This window comes from Oricola indica (genome assembly GCF_019966595.1).
GTDB lineage: Bacteria > Pseudomonadota > Alphaproteobacteria > Rhizobiales > Rhizobiaceae > Oricola > Oricola indica.
In genome coordinates this window covers 43,981-58,942 of record NZ_JAINFJ010000002.1, presented here as the reverse complement: position 1 = coordinate 58,942, position 14,962 = coordinate 43,981, and the positions used below count along the sequence as shown (strand labels likewise).

Annotated in this window: 14 protein-coding genes; 11 read left to right on the top strand and 3 right to left on the bottom strand. The window is 61.7% G+C overall.

What is annotated here, in order from left to right; genetic code table 11:
* Positions 1 to 42: 42 nt before the first annotated feature.
* From LC343_RS05790 to LC343_RS05770, 5 genes are all read left to right on the top strand, one after another.
* Positions 43 to 1,335: an ABC transporter substrate-binding protein gene (locus LC343_RS05790; RefSeq protein WP_223476168.1), complete on the top strand. Its 1,293-nt coding sequence runs from the start codon at positions 43 to 45 to the stop codon at positions 1,333 to 1,335.
* A 90-nt stretch (positions 1,336 to 1,425) separates the two neighbouring features.
* Entirely contained in the window at positions 1,426 to 2,328 is a 903-nt protein-coding gene (locus LC343_RS05785; protein WP_428982523.1) for an ABC transporter permease, read from the top strand.
* 1 nt (position 2,329) lies between these two features.
* Positions 2,330 to 3,169: an ABC transporter permease gene (locus LC343_RS05780; RefSeq protein ID WP_223476166.1), complete on the top strand. Its 840-nt coding sequence runs from the start codon at positions 2,330 to 2,332 to the stop codon at positions 3,167 to 3,169.
* Positions 3,169 to 3,870: an aspartate/glutamate racemase family protein gene (locus tag LC343_RS05775; RefSeq protein WP_223476165.1), complete on the top strand. Its 702-nt coding sequence runs from the start codon at positions 3,169 to 3,171 to the stop codon at positions 3,868 to 3,870. The genes LC343_RS05780 and LC343_RS05775 overlap by 1 nt, the downstream gene beginning before the upstream one ends.
* On the top strand, positions 3,867 to 4,727 hold the full coding sequence (locus tag LC343_RS05770; RefSeq protein WP_223476164.1) for a GNAT family N-acetyltransferase: 861 nt from the start codon (positions 3,867 to 3,869) through the stop codon (positions 4,725 to 4,727). Before LC343_RS05775 ends, LC343_RS05770 begins: the two co-directional genes overlap by 4 nt.
* 25 nt (positions 4,728 to 4,752) lie before the next feature.
* Here the strand turns inward: LC343_RS05770 and LC343_RS05765 are convergent, their stop codons facing one another.
* Entirely contained in the window at positions 4,753 to 5,091 is a 339-nt protein-coding gene (locus tag LC343_RS05765; protein ID WP_223476163.1) for an ANP1/MMN9/VAN1 family protein, read from the bottom strand.
* 215 nt (positions 5,092 to 5,306) lie between these two features.
* Here LC343_RS05765 and LC343_RS05760 point away from each other — a divergent pair, with 215 nt between their 5' ends.
* Together LC343_RS05760 and LC343_RS05755 are read left to right on the top strand one after the other, a co-directional pair.
* Positions 5,307 to 6,494, top strand: a complete 1,188-nt coding sequence (locus LC343_RS05760) for a TAXI family TRAP transporter solute-binding subunit (protein ID WP_223476162.1) — start codon at positions 5,307 to 5,309, stop codon at positions 6,492 to 6,494.
* Positions 6,495 to 6,681: 187 nt separating this feature from the next.
* Positions 6,682 to 8,610, top strand: coding sequence for a TRAP transporter permease (locus tag LC343_RS05755; protein ID WP_223476161.1), 1,929 nt, complete (start codon positions 6,682 to 6,684; stop codon positions 8,608 to 8,610).
* 71 nt (positions 8,611 to 8,681) lie between these two features.
* On the opposite strand, the gene LC343_RS05750 is transcribed toward LC343_RS05755, so the two are convergent.
* Positions 8,682 to 9,557 (bottom strand): sulfurtransferase, encoded by an 876-nt coding sequence (locus LC343_RS05750; RefSeq protein ID WP_223476160.1) that lies wholly within the window; start codon positions 9,555 to 9,557, stop codon positions 8,682 to 8,684.
* Between the two features lie 157 nt (positions 9,558 to 9,714).
* On the opposite strand from LC343_RS05750, the gene LC343_RS05745 reads away from it, so the two are divergent.
* From LC343_RS05745 to LC343_RS05735, 3 genes are read left to right on the top strand one after another with little or no spacing between them, the layout of a single operon-like run.
* Positions 9,715 to 11,247, top strand: a complete 1,533-nt coding sequence (locus tag LC343_RS05745) for a class I adenylate-forming enzyme family protein (protein ID WP_223476159.1) — start codon at positions 9,715 to 9,717, stop codon at positions 11,245 to 11,247.
* Entirely contained in the window at positions 11,244 to 12,020 is a 777-nt protein-coding gene (locus LC343_RS05740; protein WP_223476158.1) for a DUF169 domain-containing protein, read from the top strand. The genes LC343_RS05745 and LC343_RS05740 overlap by 4 nt, the downstream gene beginning before the upstream one ends.
* A gap of 55 nt (positions 12,021 to 12,075) precedes the next feature.
* Positions 12,076 to 12,813 (top strand): SDR family NAD(P)-dependent oxidoreductase, encoded by a 738-nt coding sequence (locus LC343_RS05735; RefSeq protein ID WP_223476157.1) that lies wholly within the window; start codon positions 12,076 to 12,078, stop codon positions 12,811 to 12,813.
* A 53-nt stretch (positions 12,814 to 12,866) separates the two neighbouring features.
* On the opposite strand, the gene LC343_RS05730 is transcribed toward LC343_RS05735, so the two are convergent.
* Positions 12,867 to 13,745, bottom strand: a complete 879-nt coding sequence (locus tag LC343_RS05730) for a sulfurtransferase (RefSeq protein WP_223476156.1) — start codon at positions 13,743 to 13,745, stop codon at positions 12,867 to 12,869.
* Between the two features lie 234 nt (positions 13,746 to 13,979).
* Here LC343_RS05730 and LC343_RS05725 point away from each other — a divergent pair, with 234 nt between their 5' ends.
* The gene (locus tag LC343_RS05725) at positions 13,980 to 14,951 is read left to right on the top strand and encodes an NAD-dependent epimerase/dehydratase family protein (protein WP_223476155.1); all 972 of its coding nucleotides are present in this window, start codon (positions 13,980 to 13,982) and stop codon (positions 14,949 to 14,951) included.
* Positions 14,952 to 14,962: the final 11 nt, after the last annotated feature.

Here is a 14,962-nt window from a genome sequence, read left to right as displayed (position 1 = left end):
CGGTCGCCGGCCAGCCACTGGAAGGGAAAAGGAGCCCCCACCATGAGCATCAAACAGGAAAAGAAGGGCGTCAGCCGACGTTCTGTTCTCAAGGGCGCTGCCGCCACCGCCGGTGCGGCTGTCGGTTCCGGCGCGATCACCGGATTTCCGACCATCTGGGCGCAGAACATCAAGGACGTGACCCTGCGCCAGTTCGGCACCGGCGTCTCCAACCTCAATGACGTTGCCCAGAAGGTGAAGGAAGACCTCGGCTTCACGCTCGAAATGACGGCGCTCGATTCCGACGCGGTCACGCAGCGTGCGGCGACCCAGCCCGACTCGTTCGACATCGCCGATATCGAATACTGGATCTGCAAAAAGGTCTGGCCGACAGGCAACCTGCAGGCGATGGACGTGTCGAAGATCAAGAATTACGACAAGATCGTCGGCATCTTCAAAAGCGGCAAGCTGACCCCGGAAAGCGAAATCGCCCAAGGCACCGCGCCGCACACGGTAGGCTTCATTCCCGAGCCGGGCGCCACGACTTTCGCCGACGAGCAGACAAATTGGATGACGCTCATCCCGACGATCTACAACGCTGACACGCTGGGTATCCGTCCCGACTTGATCGGTCGTCCGATCGAGAGCTGGACCGAGCTGTTGAACCCCGAGTTCAAGGGCAAGGCGTCGATCCTCGATATCTCCTCGATCGGCATCATGGATATGGCCATGGTCTGCGAGGCGATGGGCGAGATCCAGTATGGCGACAAGGGCAACATGACCAGGGAAGAGATCGACAAGACCATGGCGATCTTCACCGAGGCCAAGAAGGACGGTCAGTTCCGCGCCTTCTGGAAGACCTTCGACGAGAGCGTCAATCTGATGGCCTCCGGTGAGGTGGTGATCCAGTCCATGTGGTCCCCGGCAATCACCGCTGTGAAGTCCCGCGGCATTCCCTGCGTCTACCAGCCGCTGAAGGAAGGCTACAGGTCCTGGGGCGGTGGCATCGGCTTGTCGAAATCGCTTTCGGGTCTCGAGCTCGATGCAGCCTACGAGTACATCAACTGGTACCTTTCCGGCTGGGTCGGCGGCTACTTGATGCGCCAGGGCTACTACTCCGCGGTGCCGGAGACCTCCAAGGAGTTCATGAGCGAGAACGAGTGGGGCTACTGGTTCGAGGGCAAGGAAGCCACGGACGTCATCACCAGCCCGACCGGCGACAAGTTGGCCGAGGCCGGCGAAACGCGCGATGGTGGTTCCTTCTACGACCGTATGGGTTCGGTCGCCTGCTGGAACGCCGTCATGGACGAGAACCAGTACATGGTTCGCAAGTGGAACGAGTTCATCGCGGCGTAACGCGATGAGATTGCGGCGCTCCGGTCTTCCCTATGCCGGGGCGCCGACAAAACTGCCGAACGCGAAACCATGTCGGATCTGACGCAAACCATGGCACTCGAAGCCCAAACTTCCGCACCGGGGAAGGCGCGCAAATCGCTCGGTCTCTCCGACACCGTGACCGGCTGGCTGCTTTCGCTGCCGCTGACGCTGGTCCTGTTCTTCTTCCTTGTGCTGCCGATCGTGATGATCGTCATCGTCAGTTTCTGGGGCGCGACCGAATTCTCGATCTATCCGGCTTTCCAGTTCGACAATTACGAATTTCTGCTCACCTCGCCGGTGACCTATTCGGTGTTTCTCAACACCATCAAATACGCCGTGATCACCTGGGCCATCACGCTGGTTCTCGGCTTCACGATCGCCTATTTCCTGGCGTTCCACGTCCGCACGCTGACATGGCAGATCGTACTCTTCCTTCTGTGCACCATCCCGTTCTGGACATCGAACATCATCCGCATGATTTCGTGGATTCCGTTCCTCGGACGAAACGGCATCGCCAATTCGGCGCTGATCTCGATGGGTGTGATCGATGAACCGCTGGAATGGCTGCTTTTCTCCGATTTCTCGGTGATCCTCGCCTTCGTGCATCTCTACACGCTGTTCATGGTGGTGCCGATCTTCAACACCATGATGCGTATCGACAAGTCGCTGATCGAGGCCGCCTACGACAATGGCGCGACGGGTTTCCAGACCCTGACCAACGTCATCATCCCGCTTACCAAGCCAGGCATCATGATCGGGTCGATCTTCGTCGTCACGCTGGTGATGGGCGACTTCATCACGGTGCGCTTCATGTCCGGCAGCCAGAAGGCGAATGTCGGCCGGCTGATTTCCAACGACATCGCCCTGCTGCAATATCCGTCAGCGGCGGCCACGGCGGTCATCCTTTTGATCACGGTCCTGATCGTCATCGGGATATTGCTGCGCTTCGTCGACATCAGGAAGGAGCTCTGAGATGGAAAAAAGGCCTCGCTCCTTCTACGTCATGGCCGCTGTCTTCGGCGCTTTCCTGATCTTCCTTTACGGCCCGACGGTCACGATCGCGATCCTGTCCTTCCAGGGTCCGCAGGGCGGTCTGACCTTCCCGATGCGGGGCGTGTCTTTGCACTGGTTCCACGAACTCTTCCAGCAGCAGGCGGTCGGGGATATCTGGGGCTCTTTCGCGCGGTCCTTCGTGCTCGGCCTGATGGTCATGGTGACCACCGTCGTCGTCTCCGTGATGGGCGGTCTCGCCTTCCGCAAGCGATTTCCCGGCTCGGGCATCATCTTCTACCTGATCATCACCTCGCTGGTGATTCCTTCGATCCTGATCTCGCTCGGTGTCGGCCTGATCTTCTCGCAGTCCGGCCTCGACATTCACTGGTCGACATCGGGCTACGGTTCGCAACTGACCTGGACACTTCCCTTCGGGCTCCTGATCATGTTCGCGGTCTTCAATCGCTTCGACAAATCCTACGAGGAAGCGGCGCGCGATCAGGGCGCAACCGCATGGCAGACCATCTGGCATGTCGTCCTGCCGATCATTGCGCCGATGCTGATCGGCGTGGCGCTTTTCGGCTTCACGCTCTCCTATGACGAGTTCGCGCGGACCCTGCTGACGGCGGGCAGCTACAACACGCTGCCGCTCGAAATCTACGGCATGACCACGAATGTCACCACGCCGGTCATCTTTGCGCTCGGCACGCTGACCACGGCATTCTCCCTCGTTATCATCGCCGTGTTCCTTGTCACGGTGGTGATCATGAATCGCCGGCGGGCGCGCCAGGGCTCGGATGCGGGCAAGGGCATGGTTTGATGCACATTCTCGTCATCAATCCCAATTCGACCGCGGCAATGACGCGGTCGATCGGGAAGGCGGCGCAAGACGCCGCACGGGGCGAAACACGGATCACGGCAATCAATCCGGCCGACACGCCACCCGCCATTCAGGGTGCCGAGGATGGCGCGGCCGCCTTGCCGGGCCTGTTCCGGCTTTTCGATGCGGAAGTCATCGAAAAGGGGGGCTACGACGCCTGCGTGATCGCCTGTTTCGACGATACGGGCCTGATGGCCCTGAAACGCCGGTCGCCGATTCCCGTGATCGGGATCGGGGAGGCGGCGTTTCACGCGGCGATGCTGGTCGGAGAGAGCTTTTCGGTCGTGACCACGCTCGGCGTATCCGTGCCCGTGCTCGAAGCCAATCTGGAAGCCTATGGGTTCGCGTCGCGCTGCCGAAAGGTGCGCGCGTCCGAAGTGCCCGTGCTGGAACTTGAAACGGCGAAGGATGATTCCCGCGATATCATCGCCGCGGAAATCGCGCGGGCCGTCGCGGATGACAATCCCGATGCGATCGTGCTTGGATGCGCGGGCATGGCCGATCTCGCAAAGACACTCTCCGACCGCTTCCGGCTGCCTGTCATCGACGGCGTGGCGGCCGCGGTCGCCTTCGCGGAAGCGTTGCGCGCGGCCAATGCCGACCGCTGGGCCGGTCCCGATCGCGGAGACCGCGTGGCATGAAGGGCCTCGATATTCGGCCTGCCAGCCTCGACGAGTTCGCGGTCGCGGTCGAATGGGCGGCGCAGGAAGGCTGGAATCCCGGTCTCGACGATCTTGCAGCCTTCCATGCCGCCGACCCTGAAGGGTTCCTGATGGGCTTTGCCGGCGGCGAGCCGGTTTCGTCGATATCCGTCGTGCGCTACGGCGCGGAATTCGGGTTCCTCGGTTTCTATATCGTCCGGCCCGGCCATCGCGGGCTGGGTGCCGGCATGACGACCTGGAATGCGGGCATGGCGCATCTGGGCGACCGCGTCATCGGGCTGGACGGGGTGGTTGCGCAGCAGGACAATTATCGCAGGAGCGGTTTCGTCTTGGCGGGGCGCAACATCCGCCACACCGGCGTGCCGAAGCGTATGTCCGCCGGCTCGCCGGGCTGCGAAATCAGGCCGGTCCGTGTGGACGATCTTTCGGCGCTTGCCGCCTATGACCGGGCGCATTTCCCCGCCGGCCGGGACGCCTTCGTGACCGACTGGGTCTTGCCGGCGGACGGCACGCAGCGCCAAAGCCTCGTCGCCATCGATGACGGCCGGATGGTCGGGTACGGGACGATCCGCACATGCCGGACGGGCTACAAGATCGGCTCGCTTTTCGCCGACAGACCCGAAATCGCGGAGGCCTTGTTCGCCATGCTCGTGGAAACGATGCCGCGGCAGGCGGAAGTCTCGCTGGACACGCCGGAAGACAACGCGGCCGCGGTCGCGATGGCCGTGCGCGCCGGCCTTGCGCCAGTGTTCGAAACAGCCCGCATGTATCGGGGCCCCGATCCGCACCTCCCGCTCGACCGGATTTTCGGCATCACGACATTCGAACTGGGCTGATCCGGCACAAGACGACACCGAATTGTCAGGCGTGCACGACCTGAAGGTCCGGCAGTCCCCAGCACTGCACGCCCATGTCATGTGCCATGGCCGCAAGCCCCTCGGTCTCGATTTCACCTTTTCCCCAGACCGGGTGAACGTCTCGAATGACGGGGCTCTCCAGCCCGTAGCGATATGGAGGGAAGATCAGTCCGTCGCGGTGCAGGTCGGCGCGGACGAGGAGAACGGTTCCGCCGACGCTCTCGATGCGAACCGGCCGCCCACGCCCGCGCAACCCGTCCATGTGGGTCTTTCCGCCATTCGTCCACGCATTGCGATCGAAGCTCGGGCCATACTTGGCCGACAGTTGTGAGGTTTCGTACATCGCCATATCGGAAGACCGAAACCACTTAATCGGGGGAGGGGCGCACGATCTGGCGCCATCCGACAGGAGGTTCGGCACGAGGGGATTTTGAGCATGCGGCGGGTCGGAGAGTTTGAAAATTCAAACAAACGTTTGACACACAAATGGGGCTCCGTTAACGTTCAGCTGCGTGAAGAGGATCACGCTCGACAAACGAACATTTTTGGGAGGAATCTATGCGCGATTCAAAGGGCAGCGCCGGCGTATCACGCCGCAGCGTACTCAAGCTCGGCGGCGCCGGCGTCGCCGGAGCGGTTTTTGCACCGCATGTCGCCAGGGCGGCGACGGGCATGGCCGATACACTCATCTTCAAGTGCCACGGCACCGGGTCCGGCAATATCATCGCCACCGCGGTGGCGGATGCGCTGCAGAAGACCACGTCATCACGGGTCAGGATTTCTCCCGCGGCCAATGGCGTGGCTCTTGTCCTGCCGCTGAAACTCGGCGGGGCCGATTACACCTTCGCGGCCAACGAGCTGTTCTTTGCGTCGGAAGCCGCCTTTGAGTTCGGCACGCGCGACTGGGGCGGGCCGCAGGATCTGCGCATGGTGCTCGCGCCGCCGAAAGCCTTGGCGCTGGCCAGCGCGAAAGACGCGAATATCTTCTATCCCAAGGACCTGAAGGGCAAGCGCGTCGGCTATGTGAAGGGTAGCCCGTCGGTGAATGTGAAGACGGATGCCTATCTCGCCTTCGCGGGTCTGACGCGCGACGATGTCGAGGTTGTCTGGCTCAGCAATTCGTCGGTCGGCTCCAAGGAGGGGTTGATCAACAACCAAATCGACGTCGTCACCTACACGACCAACTCTCCTGCCATGAAGGAAGTCGAGCTTTCGTCGCGTGGCCTGCGCTGGGTCGAGTTCCCGCCGGACGACAAGGAAGGCTGGGCGCGCCTGCAGGCGATCATGCCGGCGATCACGCCGCGTCACGACACGAATGGCGAGGCGATGTCGAAAGAGAATCCGGTCGACATCATGGGTTGGAAGTATCCGCAGGTCGCCTGTTACGACTCGCGTGACGCTGACGAGGTATACGCCTTCATCAAGGCGCTCGATGAATCCTACGACATCTACAAGAATGCGCATCCCGACATAGGCAACCTTCATATCTCCAAGGCAGGTCATTCTCCGGCGGACGTTCCCTTCCACGAAGGCGCGGTGCGCTATCTCGAGGAGAAAGGTGTCTGGACGGACGAAGACCGCGCCTGGCAGGAAAAGCGCCTCGATCGCCTCGCGAAAGCCAAGGCGAAGTGGAATGCGGCGACGGAGGCTTTTGGTCCCTGGCTCGAAGAGAAAAAGGCTGCCGGCTATACGGGCAGTGATGACGAAGCCTGGGCCGAATTCTGGGAAGAATATCGTACGAGCTAGTCCCAAGACCGGCTGGCGACCCGCCGTCGGAAAGACGGCGGGTCGCGACTTCAACCTTCGAAATCCGCCGCGACCGGCCAACCCTGCGTCAGCTTGGCATGAGCCCGGGCGGGCTTTATCGCGTGGCCACTGTGCTCCGGGCAGGTAAGCATGCCAGCCGGAGTCCGTAACGCACAGGATTGTGAAATTGGAATCAGCAGAATTCACTTTCGAGGCGCAGGAGCGAAATCTTCGGCGTTTCCCGGACATGATCGCGCTATTCATGGGTGCGGCCGGGATACTGGTCGCGCTCAATCACATTCTTGGGCTCCGGATAATGGGCATCGTCCTGGTGGAGAACGTTTTTCTCTATCTTGAGATGGTCCTGTTCCTGTCGATCACCTTCCTTCTCTACCCGGCGAGAAAAACGGCCAGCGGTGCCGTTCCCTGGTATGACTGGCTGCTTTTTGTCTGCTGTGCCGCGACCTGCGGCTACCTGGCGCTGAATGGCGAGAACATCGTCAATCTTGGCTGGGTCTATCGCTCGCCAGTTGCGGCGACGGTGGCGAGCGGCCTGTTGTGCCTGCTCGCGCTCGAGGCTGTGCGCCGCGTCGGCGGCACGGTCATTCTTGTGGTTTGCGCGATCTTCGGGGCCTATCCGATCATCGCGCACCTCATGCCGGGCTTTCTTTGGGCGCCGCGACTGGATGTCGGCACGGTGCTGCGCGAGCACGCTCTTGGCGCGGAAAGCATTCTCGGCCAGCCGATCAGGGTTGTCATGACCGTCCTCATGGGGTTCCTGATTTTCGGCGCGTCCCTGATCGTCACCGGCGGCGGGCGTTTCTTCATGGACATCGCCATGGCTCTGCTCGGGCGCACGCGCGGCGGCACCGCCAAGGTGGCGATCATGTCCAGCGCGCTGTTCGGCTCGCTGAGCGGAAGTGTGCTTTCCAACATCGTGACAACCGGGCGGTTGACGATCCCCGCGATGCGCAAGGCGGGTTATCCGGCGACCTATGCCGCCGCTGTCGAGGCTTGCGCCTCGACGGGCGGTACGCTCATGCCGCCTGTCATGGGCGCGGTCGCCTTCATCATGGCGGACTTCCTGCGGGTGTCCTATGTCGAAGTCGCGATCGCCGCGCTGGTGCCCTCGATCCTGTTCTACCTTGCCCTGGTATTGCAGGTGGACATGTTCGCCGCGCGCAAGAAGCTGACGGTTCCCGCGATGGAGGACCTGCCGAGTGTGTGGGAGGTGCTGGGACGCGGCTGGCATCATCTCGGGGGGCTCGTTCTGCTGACCTACCTTCTGATCGGCATGCGCCTGGAAACCTATGCTCCCTATTATGCGACGGTTTTCGTCGTTGGCGTGTCGCTCTTGCGCCGCCAGATCGGTCTGCTTGACCTGTTGAAGCTGGTCCGGGAGAGCATCCGGACCATCGTCAATATCTTCGCCATCCTGGCCGGCATCGGCATGGTGATCGGGGCGTTGACCTTCACCGGCGTCGGCGCGGCCTTTTCGCGCGAGCTGATCCTTTTCGGTGGCAACAACACGCTTCTGCTGCTCGGTTTTGGCGCGATCACCAGCTTCATTCTCGGCATGGGGATGACGATCACCGCATGTTATCTGCTGCTGGCGACGATCCTGCCGAGCGCACTGGTCCAGCAGGGGCTGGACCCGATGGCCGTGCATCTGTTCATCCTCTACTGGGGCATGCTGTCTTTCATCACGCCGCCCGTCGCACTCGGTGCGATGGCTGCAGGGAGCGTGGCGGGCACCAAAACCATGCCGGTGGGCTTCAAGAGCATGCGGATCGGCGCGATTCTGTTCGTGCTGCCGTTCATGTTCGCGCTCAATCCCGAACTGATCCTGCATGGAGAGTTCATCGACTGTGTCGCGGCCGTGGTCACGGCATGCATCAGCATCGTGCTGATCTCGCAGGCGATGGAGGGCTGGGCCTATCGTGTCGGTCCGATCGGCATGGTGCCGCGCGCGCTCTTCCTGTTGGCGGGCGGCATGCTGCTGAGCCCCGGTGTGTTCACGGATTCGGTCGGCGGTGCCGCCGCCGTGGCCGGCTTTGCCGCGGCGTGGTTCGGCCGTGCGCGCGCCGAGACGCAGAAACCGGCTGCCGAGGCCTGAATTCCTCGGGGCCGACACAAACCATGTCAGCCTTTTCGATGCCGGCGGCGCGAGCCGCCGGCATTGTCATGTCAGCCGATTTCCATCGGAAGATCCGGATCCTGCACCCATTCGTTCATCGATCCGTCATAGACGCTGACGTCGTCGTATCCGCACGCCTGAAGCGCAATCGCGACGCAGGTCGCCGACACGCCGCCGCCGCAATAGCAGATGACGGGCTGGTCCCGCGAAAGTCCCGCGCCGGCCGCCATGTCGGCGATTTCGTCGATCTGTCGCAGGATCCCTTCCTCCGGATCGAGCAGGGCATTGGCGGGAATGTTGATGCTCGACGCGATGCGGCCAAGCCGGCCGTGATTGGTCTCGTTCGGATCGCCTCGGAACTGGCCCGGCGGCAGCGCGTTGACCAGCGCCGCGCCGGAGCCGCCGATCGCGGACAGGACCGCATCCTTGCCCACGAAGCGTGTGCCGGCCGGTCGGACAGTGAGTTTTCCCGGTGCGTAGGGCCGTGCTTCGCTGGTCATGGGGCGACCCTCCCGGAGCCATTTGGGCAGACCGCCGTCGAGGATGGAGGCGTTGGAGAAGCCGATATCCTGCAGCATCCAGAGGACGCGCGTCGCCCACATGTAATGGGTCGCGCTGTAGAGCACGACCTCGGTATCGTCGCCGACGCCCAGCGCCCCCATCGCCGCCGCGAAGTCCGCGCGTTTCGGCATGGTGAAGCGCAGCGGGTTGTCGGCATCGGAAATATCCTTCTCGATATCGACATGGTTCGCGCCAGGGATATGGGCCCGGGCCCATTCCTCGCGCCCGCTTTCAACCCGGAAAACGGTCTCCGGGTCAGGCCGGAGGTAGGCCGTGCAGTCGTAAATCCGCAGGCCGGGGTCGGCCAGATTGTCCTCGAGCCACGCGGTGCTTCTGGCGGGCAAGCGCCCGTTTGTGTTCGACATCGTCTCTCTCCCTCGCGTCCATCGCTGTCTCGTAGCGATGAAAATTAATACAAACGTTTGTTTACATATCAATCACAGTTTTCTATCATCGATCAAGGCCCGGCGCGGTGCTGCGGTAGCGTTTTCGGCCGGGAGTGTTTTGGGAGGAAACCTTCGCTTGAATATCTTTCAGACATTGAATTGGCATGCGCTCCGTCGGCCCGGGAAACTGGCTGTTCGCGATCGGAGTCGAAGCTTCAATTTCGGCGAACTCGTCGACTACATCTACGGCATTGCCGTCAGGCTTGACGGAGACGGCGTCGGTTTCGGTGATCGGGTTGTCATCCTCGCCGACAACTGCATCGAAACGATCGCGTTTCTCCATGCGACTGCGCTGAACGGTTGCATCATGGTTCCGGCGAATACCCGCTACTCCGCCGACGAACTGCGTTTCCTCGTCGATGACTCAACGCCATCGCTTGTGTTGTGCGGGGAGGAGTATGCTCCGCTTCTTGCCGAGGCGCTGTCCGGTATGGCCAATCCGCCCCGGGTCGAGGAGATACGCTCCTATTGCGCAACTCCGTCGCCGCAGGCCGTCGCTGAATGGCGCGCTGCGCGCGATTACGAGCAGGTGCAGTATGGCTGCATTTCCACGGATGACGTGGCGATGCTGATCTACACGTCCGGCACCACGTCGCGTCCCAAGGGCGCCATGCTCACGCACGGAAACCTCGCCTGGAATTCGATCAACTACATCATGGAAAGCGAGTTGCGGCCTTCGCATTCGACCGTACTCGTGACGCCGCTCTTCCATATTTCCGGTTTTGGCGTCCTGCACGGTCCGCTCCTGCATGCGGGAGGGGCGCTATTCATCGTCGACAGGTTCTCGACCGAAGCGGTGCTTGACGCGGTCAGGAGTTTTCAGCCGAGCCACGTCTTTCTGGTATCCGCCATGTGGGTGAAGATGACGGAGGATCCGTATTTTCTCAGCGAAACCTTCCCCGGCACCACATTCGTGTCGACCGCTGCCGGTCCTCTCAGCGAGGAGCGTCAGGAAAAGATTCGCGCCCGTTTCCCGAATGCGGAGTTCGGCTGGGGTTACGGCATGACGGAAAGCTGTGTCACGACCATCAAGTCGCAGCGAACCGAAGAGCTGGAAGGCCGCGCCGGGACGCTGGGATATGGCTGGCGGCATGTGCGCTATCGCCTTGTCGATGAAGACGGAGCGGTGCTCGACCCGATCGGCAACAGCGGGGAGCTCCAGGTCAAGGGCCCCGTCGTGTTCAAGGGCTACTGGAACAACGAGGCGGCGACCAGCGAAGCGATTGTGGACGGCGGTTGGCTCAAATCTGGCGATTTGTTCCGTTTCGATGAAGACGGATTCGCCTATTTCGTCGGCCGCTCCAAGGACATGGTCAAGACCGGAGGCGAGAATGTTGCCGCCCAGGAGGTCGAGCAGGTCGTGATCCGGTGTCCCGGCATCCGCGACGCCGCCGCCTTCGGCATTCCGGACGATCATCTGGGCGAGATGCTGTGCGTCGCCGTCGAAACGACCGAAAATGCCTCTCTGACCGAGGACGAGGTCCGGGATTTCTGCCGCTCGCAGCTGGCCGGCTTCAAGGTGCCGAAGCGGGTCCATTTCGTGGACGCGTTGCCGCGGTCGTCTTCCGACAAACCCCAGAAATTCAAGCTGACGGAAATGTTCAAATGAGCCCGAATGCGGAAGAACTGAAGGAGCGTTCCACCGAACTGGTGCGCCTGCTGCGCCTGAGGACGGAGCCGATCGGACTGAAGCTCTTCGAGAGTCGCGAAGAGATGATGGAGACGCCCGGTCTGCGGCTGAAGGTCGGCGGGCGGCGGCTGACGACGTGCCAGCTCGTCAGCCAATGCCGAATGATCGGCTATACGCTCGGGATCGTGTCCGATTCCGTGATCCGCAATTCAACCTGTTCGGACGTGATCGGGCTCGCCGCGGCCAGCGATGAGCATCTTTCGGGAGAGCGCATGAACGGCGTCTGGTTCGGCAATCAGGAAGCCGCGCGTCTTCATCAGGACCAGATGCCGCGTGTCGAAAAGGGGCGCTATCAGGGACTTGTGGCATCGCCGGTGGCGAAAGCCCGCCTGGATCCGCCGGACACGATCCTGCTTTACGCCAGTCCTGCGCAGATGATCCTGTTTATCAACGGGCTCCAGCGCAACAATTATCGTCGCATCGAAATGAGCGTCACCGGCGAGAGCGCCTGCGCGGATTCCTGGGGGCAGGCGCTGGCGAGCGGCCGTTCCTCCCTTTCGATCCCGTGTTTCGCCGAAAGGCGCTTTGGAGGCGTGGCGGATGACGAGATGCTGTTTGCTTTGACACCAAGTGATTTCATCGAGGCGATTGTCGGTCTTGCCGAACTCGAAAAGGTCGGCATCCGCTATCCGATTCTGCCCTACGGTACCGGGATGGATCCGGCAGAGGGTCTTGGTGTGAGCTACGATTGACCATTTTCTCGCGGCTCTGGGGCCGCGATACCAATTTGTATTTTTGGAGGATTGAATGTCGGGAGACAAAATCGCCCTGGTGACAGGTGCGGCCAGCAATATCGGCAAGGCCACGGCGGAGGACTTTGGTCGCGACCACACCGTTATTCTTGCGGACGTCGTGGATACCACCGAACTCGCCAAGCGGATCGGCAACGGGGCCATATCCGTGCGTGGCGATGTGTCGAATGCAGAAGACTGCCGTCGGTGGATCGATACGGCTCGCCAGGCCGGCGGTCTGCACGTCCTGGCGCATGCGGCGGGGATCACCCGCGAAACCGTGCCTGCCGGCGAGATCAAGCTGTCTGACTGGGAAGACGTCATCCGGGTCAACCTCACGGGAAGCTTCCTGTTGATGCAGGCCGCGATGGACCTGCTCGTCGACACGGCGCCTTCCAGCGTGGTGCTGATCTCGTCGCGGGCAGGGCAGGTCGGCGCGTCGGCGCACGGGGTCAATCCGGTGGCGACCAAGCCGCATTATGTCTCTTCAAAGGCTGGCGTGATCGCCATGACCAAGTCGTTCGCCATGGAACTGGCGCCGAAAGGGGTTCGTGTGAATTGCGTCGCGCCGGGTCCGATCGAAGGGCCAATGATTCCGCGCGAGAAGTGGGATGCTCTCAGCAAGGTCGTTCCGCTGGGGCGTCTTGGTCGTCCCGAGGACGTCGCCGCCGCCATCCGTTTCCTGGCCGGCGATCAGGCCGCCTTCATCACCGGACACACGCTGAACGTCAACGGCGGCACCTACATGCAGTAGGGGAGATCTCCCGCCGGCTTGGCCGGCGGGTTCCCTCATTGCGAGGCGATGGCCTATCCGGTCTCCATCGGCAGGTCGGGATCCTTCGCCCATTCGTTCATCGAACCGTCATAGACGGACACATTGTCGTATCCGGCCATCAGGAGCGCAAATGCGTCCCCGGTCGCCGAAATGCCGCCGCCGCAATAGCAAAGCACGCGGTCTTCCTTTCCGATTCCGGCTTCCTCGAACAGGTTTCGCAAATCGTCCGTGCCGTGAAACGTGCCGTCGGGCTGCTTGATGAGGTCGAAGGCGTTGACGTTGATGCTGGAGGCGATCCGGCCGCGTCGGCCGTGGCTGACATCCGACTCGCCGCGGTGCTGATCCGGCGGCAGCGCATTAACGATAATGCAGCCGGGTGCGTCGATCGCGGAGAGGACTTCTCGCCTGTCGCAAAATGCCTCGGGGCGCGGGCGGGCAGTGAGCGTTCCGGGTGTGTAGAGGCACGGCGCGTTCGACACCGGCTTGTTCTCGCTCTTCCATTTCTGGAAACCGCCATCGAGGACCGCGGCATTGTCGAAGCCGATCGCCCGGAGCATCCACCAGACCCGGGTCGCCCACATGATCTGGCCCGCCGCATAGAGCACAACCCGCGTGTCCTCCGACACGCCATAGGCGGCCATGCGCCGTGCGAACTCGTCCGGAGGCAGCATGGTCAGGCGCAGACTGCTGGTCTTGTCCGACAGCGCCTCGGGGATGTTGAGGAACCCGGCGCCCGGAATGTGTTCGTTCCACCAGTCGCTCTCGCCCGTAACCTCGCGAAACGTCGTTTCCGGATCGCGCGCAAGATAGGTGCTGCAATCGAAAATCCGGATGTCCGGATCGTCCAGGTGATCCAGCAGCCAGTCCGTCGAGACCAGCGGCGGGATCGGGTTCTTGGCTTCGTTATTCAAGCTTTCTCCTCCATGCGGAAACGCAAAAATTCATACAAACGTATGGAAATTGCGAGAGTTTTCCATATCGGCAAAACCTCGCATAAAAACGTTATATCATCGCCATTTCAAGAAACAAAGGTGCCGAAAATTAAAACAAACGATTGATAGAAAAATATCGTTCTGCTAGCGTCTGGCGTGGCGCCGGACGCAGGGAGGTGCGGCGCCCGAAAAGGTCTGATTGGGAGGATTGATGTGCGGGTAGTCTTGACAGGTGGCGGTGGTTTTCTCGGGTCTCATGTTGCGCGGGTTCTCTTGCAGCAGGGGTCGTTCACGGATTCATCTGGCCGGACCCGGGAGATTTCCGAACTCGTCGTCGCCGACCTGAATGCCGTTTCCCAGTCATGGGCGTCGGACGGGCGTGTCAGGCAGGTCGTCGGCGACATAACCAGCCCGCAGATTCTGGAATCCGTGATCACGCCGGAATGCGGTGCGGTCTTTCATTTCGCCGCGATGCTCAAGGCCGATGCGTCGAAGGATTTCTCCGCTGCGCTGAACTTCAACGTACGCGCGACGATCGATCTGCTGGAACGGTGCCGCATGCTCGGCACGAAGCCGAAATTCTTCTTCGCCAGTTCGATCGGCGTCTACGCGAACGGTCACGACACGATCGACAATTTCACCCGTCACGCGCCGGTCAGTTCCTATGGCAGCCACAAGGCGATCGGGGAGCTGCTGATCGACGATTTCTCGCGCGCTGGCGCGATTGACGGGCGCGGCTTGCGCTATCCGATGGTTTTGACGCGCCCCGGGCGCAACGACGCCTCGGTGTCTGGAACAATGTCAGGCATCATTCGCGAACCGATGCTTGGAGCCGATTTCGCGATTCCCTTCGATCCGGAACTCCGGATGCCCGTTACCTCGGCGCACAAAGCCGCCGAAATGTCGGTTCGCGTCAACGATCTCGCGGCCGAACGGCTGACGGAAGGCCGCGTCATCAACATGCCGTCGCTCAATGTCAGCGTCAGCGAACTGGCTGCCGCCGTCGGAAACAGAAGCGGCCGTAAGGTCGGAACGCTGTCCTGGAAGGCAGACCCCGCAATCGCGCGGATATTCGAGGGCAGGCCGCAGGCGATCGACAATCGTTGGGCGCTGGAGAACGGCCTCGAAGCCGATGCGGACGCAAATGCCATCATCGATCATTTCGTCGACGATTACTGCGACTGAACGGGGGGAGC

Bases quoted from the DNA above. Each gene is read 5' to 3' on its own strand.
- LC343_RS05790 (WP_223476168.1), top strand. From the start codon at position 43: ATGAGCATCAAACAGGAAAAGAAGGGCGTCAGCCGACGTTCTGTTCTC.
- LC343_RS05780 (WP_223476166.1), top strand. From the start codon at position 2,330: ATGGAAAAAAGGCCTCGCTCCTTCTACGTCATGGCCGCTGTCTTCGGC.
- LC343_RS05760 (WP_223476162.1), top strand. From the start codon at position 5,307: ATGCGCGATTCAAAGGGCAGCGCCGGCGTATCACGCCGCAGCGTACTC.
- LC343_RS05785 (WP_428982523.1), top strand. From the start codon at position 1,426: ATGGCACTCGAAGCCCAAACTTCCGCACCGGGGAAGGCGCGCAAATCG.
- LC343_RS05740 (WP_223476158.1), top strand. From the start codon at position 11,244: ATGAGCCCGAATGCGGAAGAACTGAAGGAGCGTTCCACCGAACTGGTG.
- LC343_RS05765 (WP_223476163.1), bottom strand. From the start codon at position 5,091: ATGTACGAAACCTCACAACTGTCGGCCAAGTATGGCCCGAGCTTCGAT.
- LC343_RS05735 (WP_223476157.1), top strand. From the start codon at position 12,076: ATGTCGGGAGACAAAATCGCCCTGGTGACAGGTGCGGCCAGCAATATC.
- LC343_RS05775 (WP_223476165.1), top strand. From the start codon at position 3,169: ATGCACATTCTCGTCATCAATCCCAATTCGACCGCGGCAATGACGCGG.
- LC343_RS05770 (WP_223476164.1), top strand. From the start codon at position 3,867: ATGAAGGGCCTCGATATTCGGCCTGCCAGCCTCGACGAGTTCGCGGTC.
- LC343_RS05750 (WP_223476160.1), bottom strand. From the start codon at position 9,557: ATGTCGAACACAAACGGGCGCTTGCCCGCCAGAAGCACCGCGTGGCTC.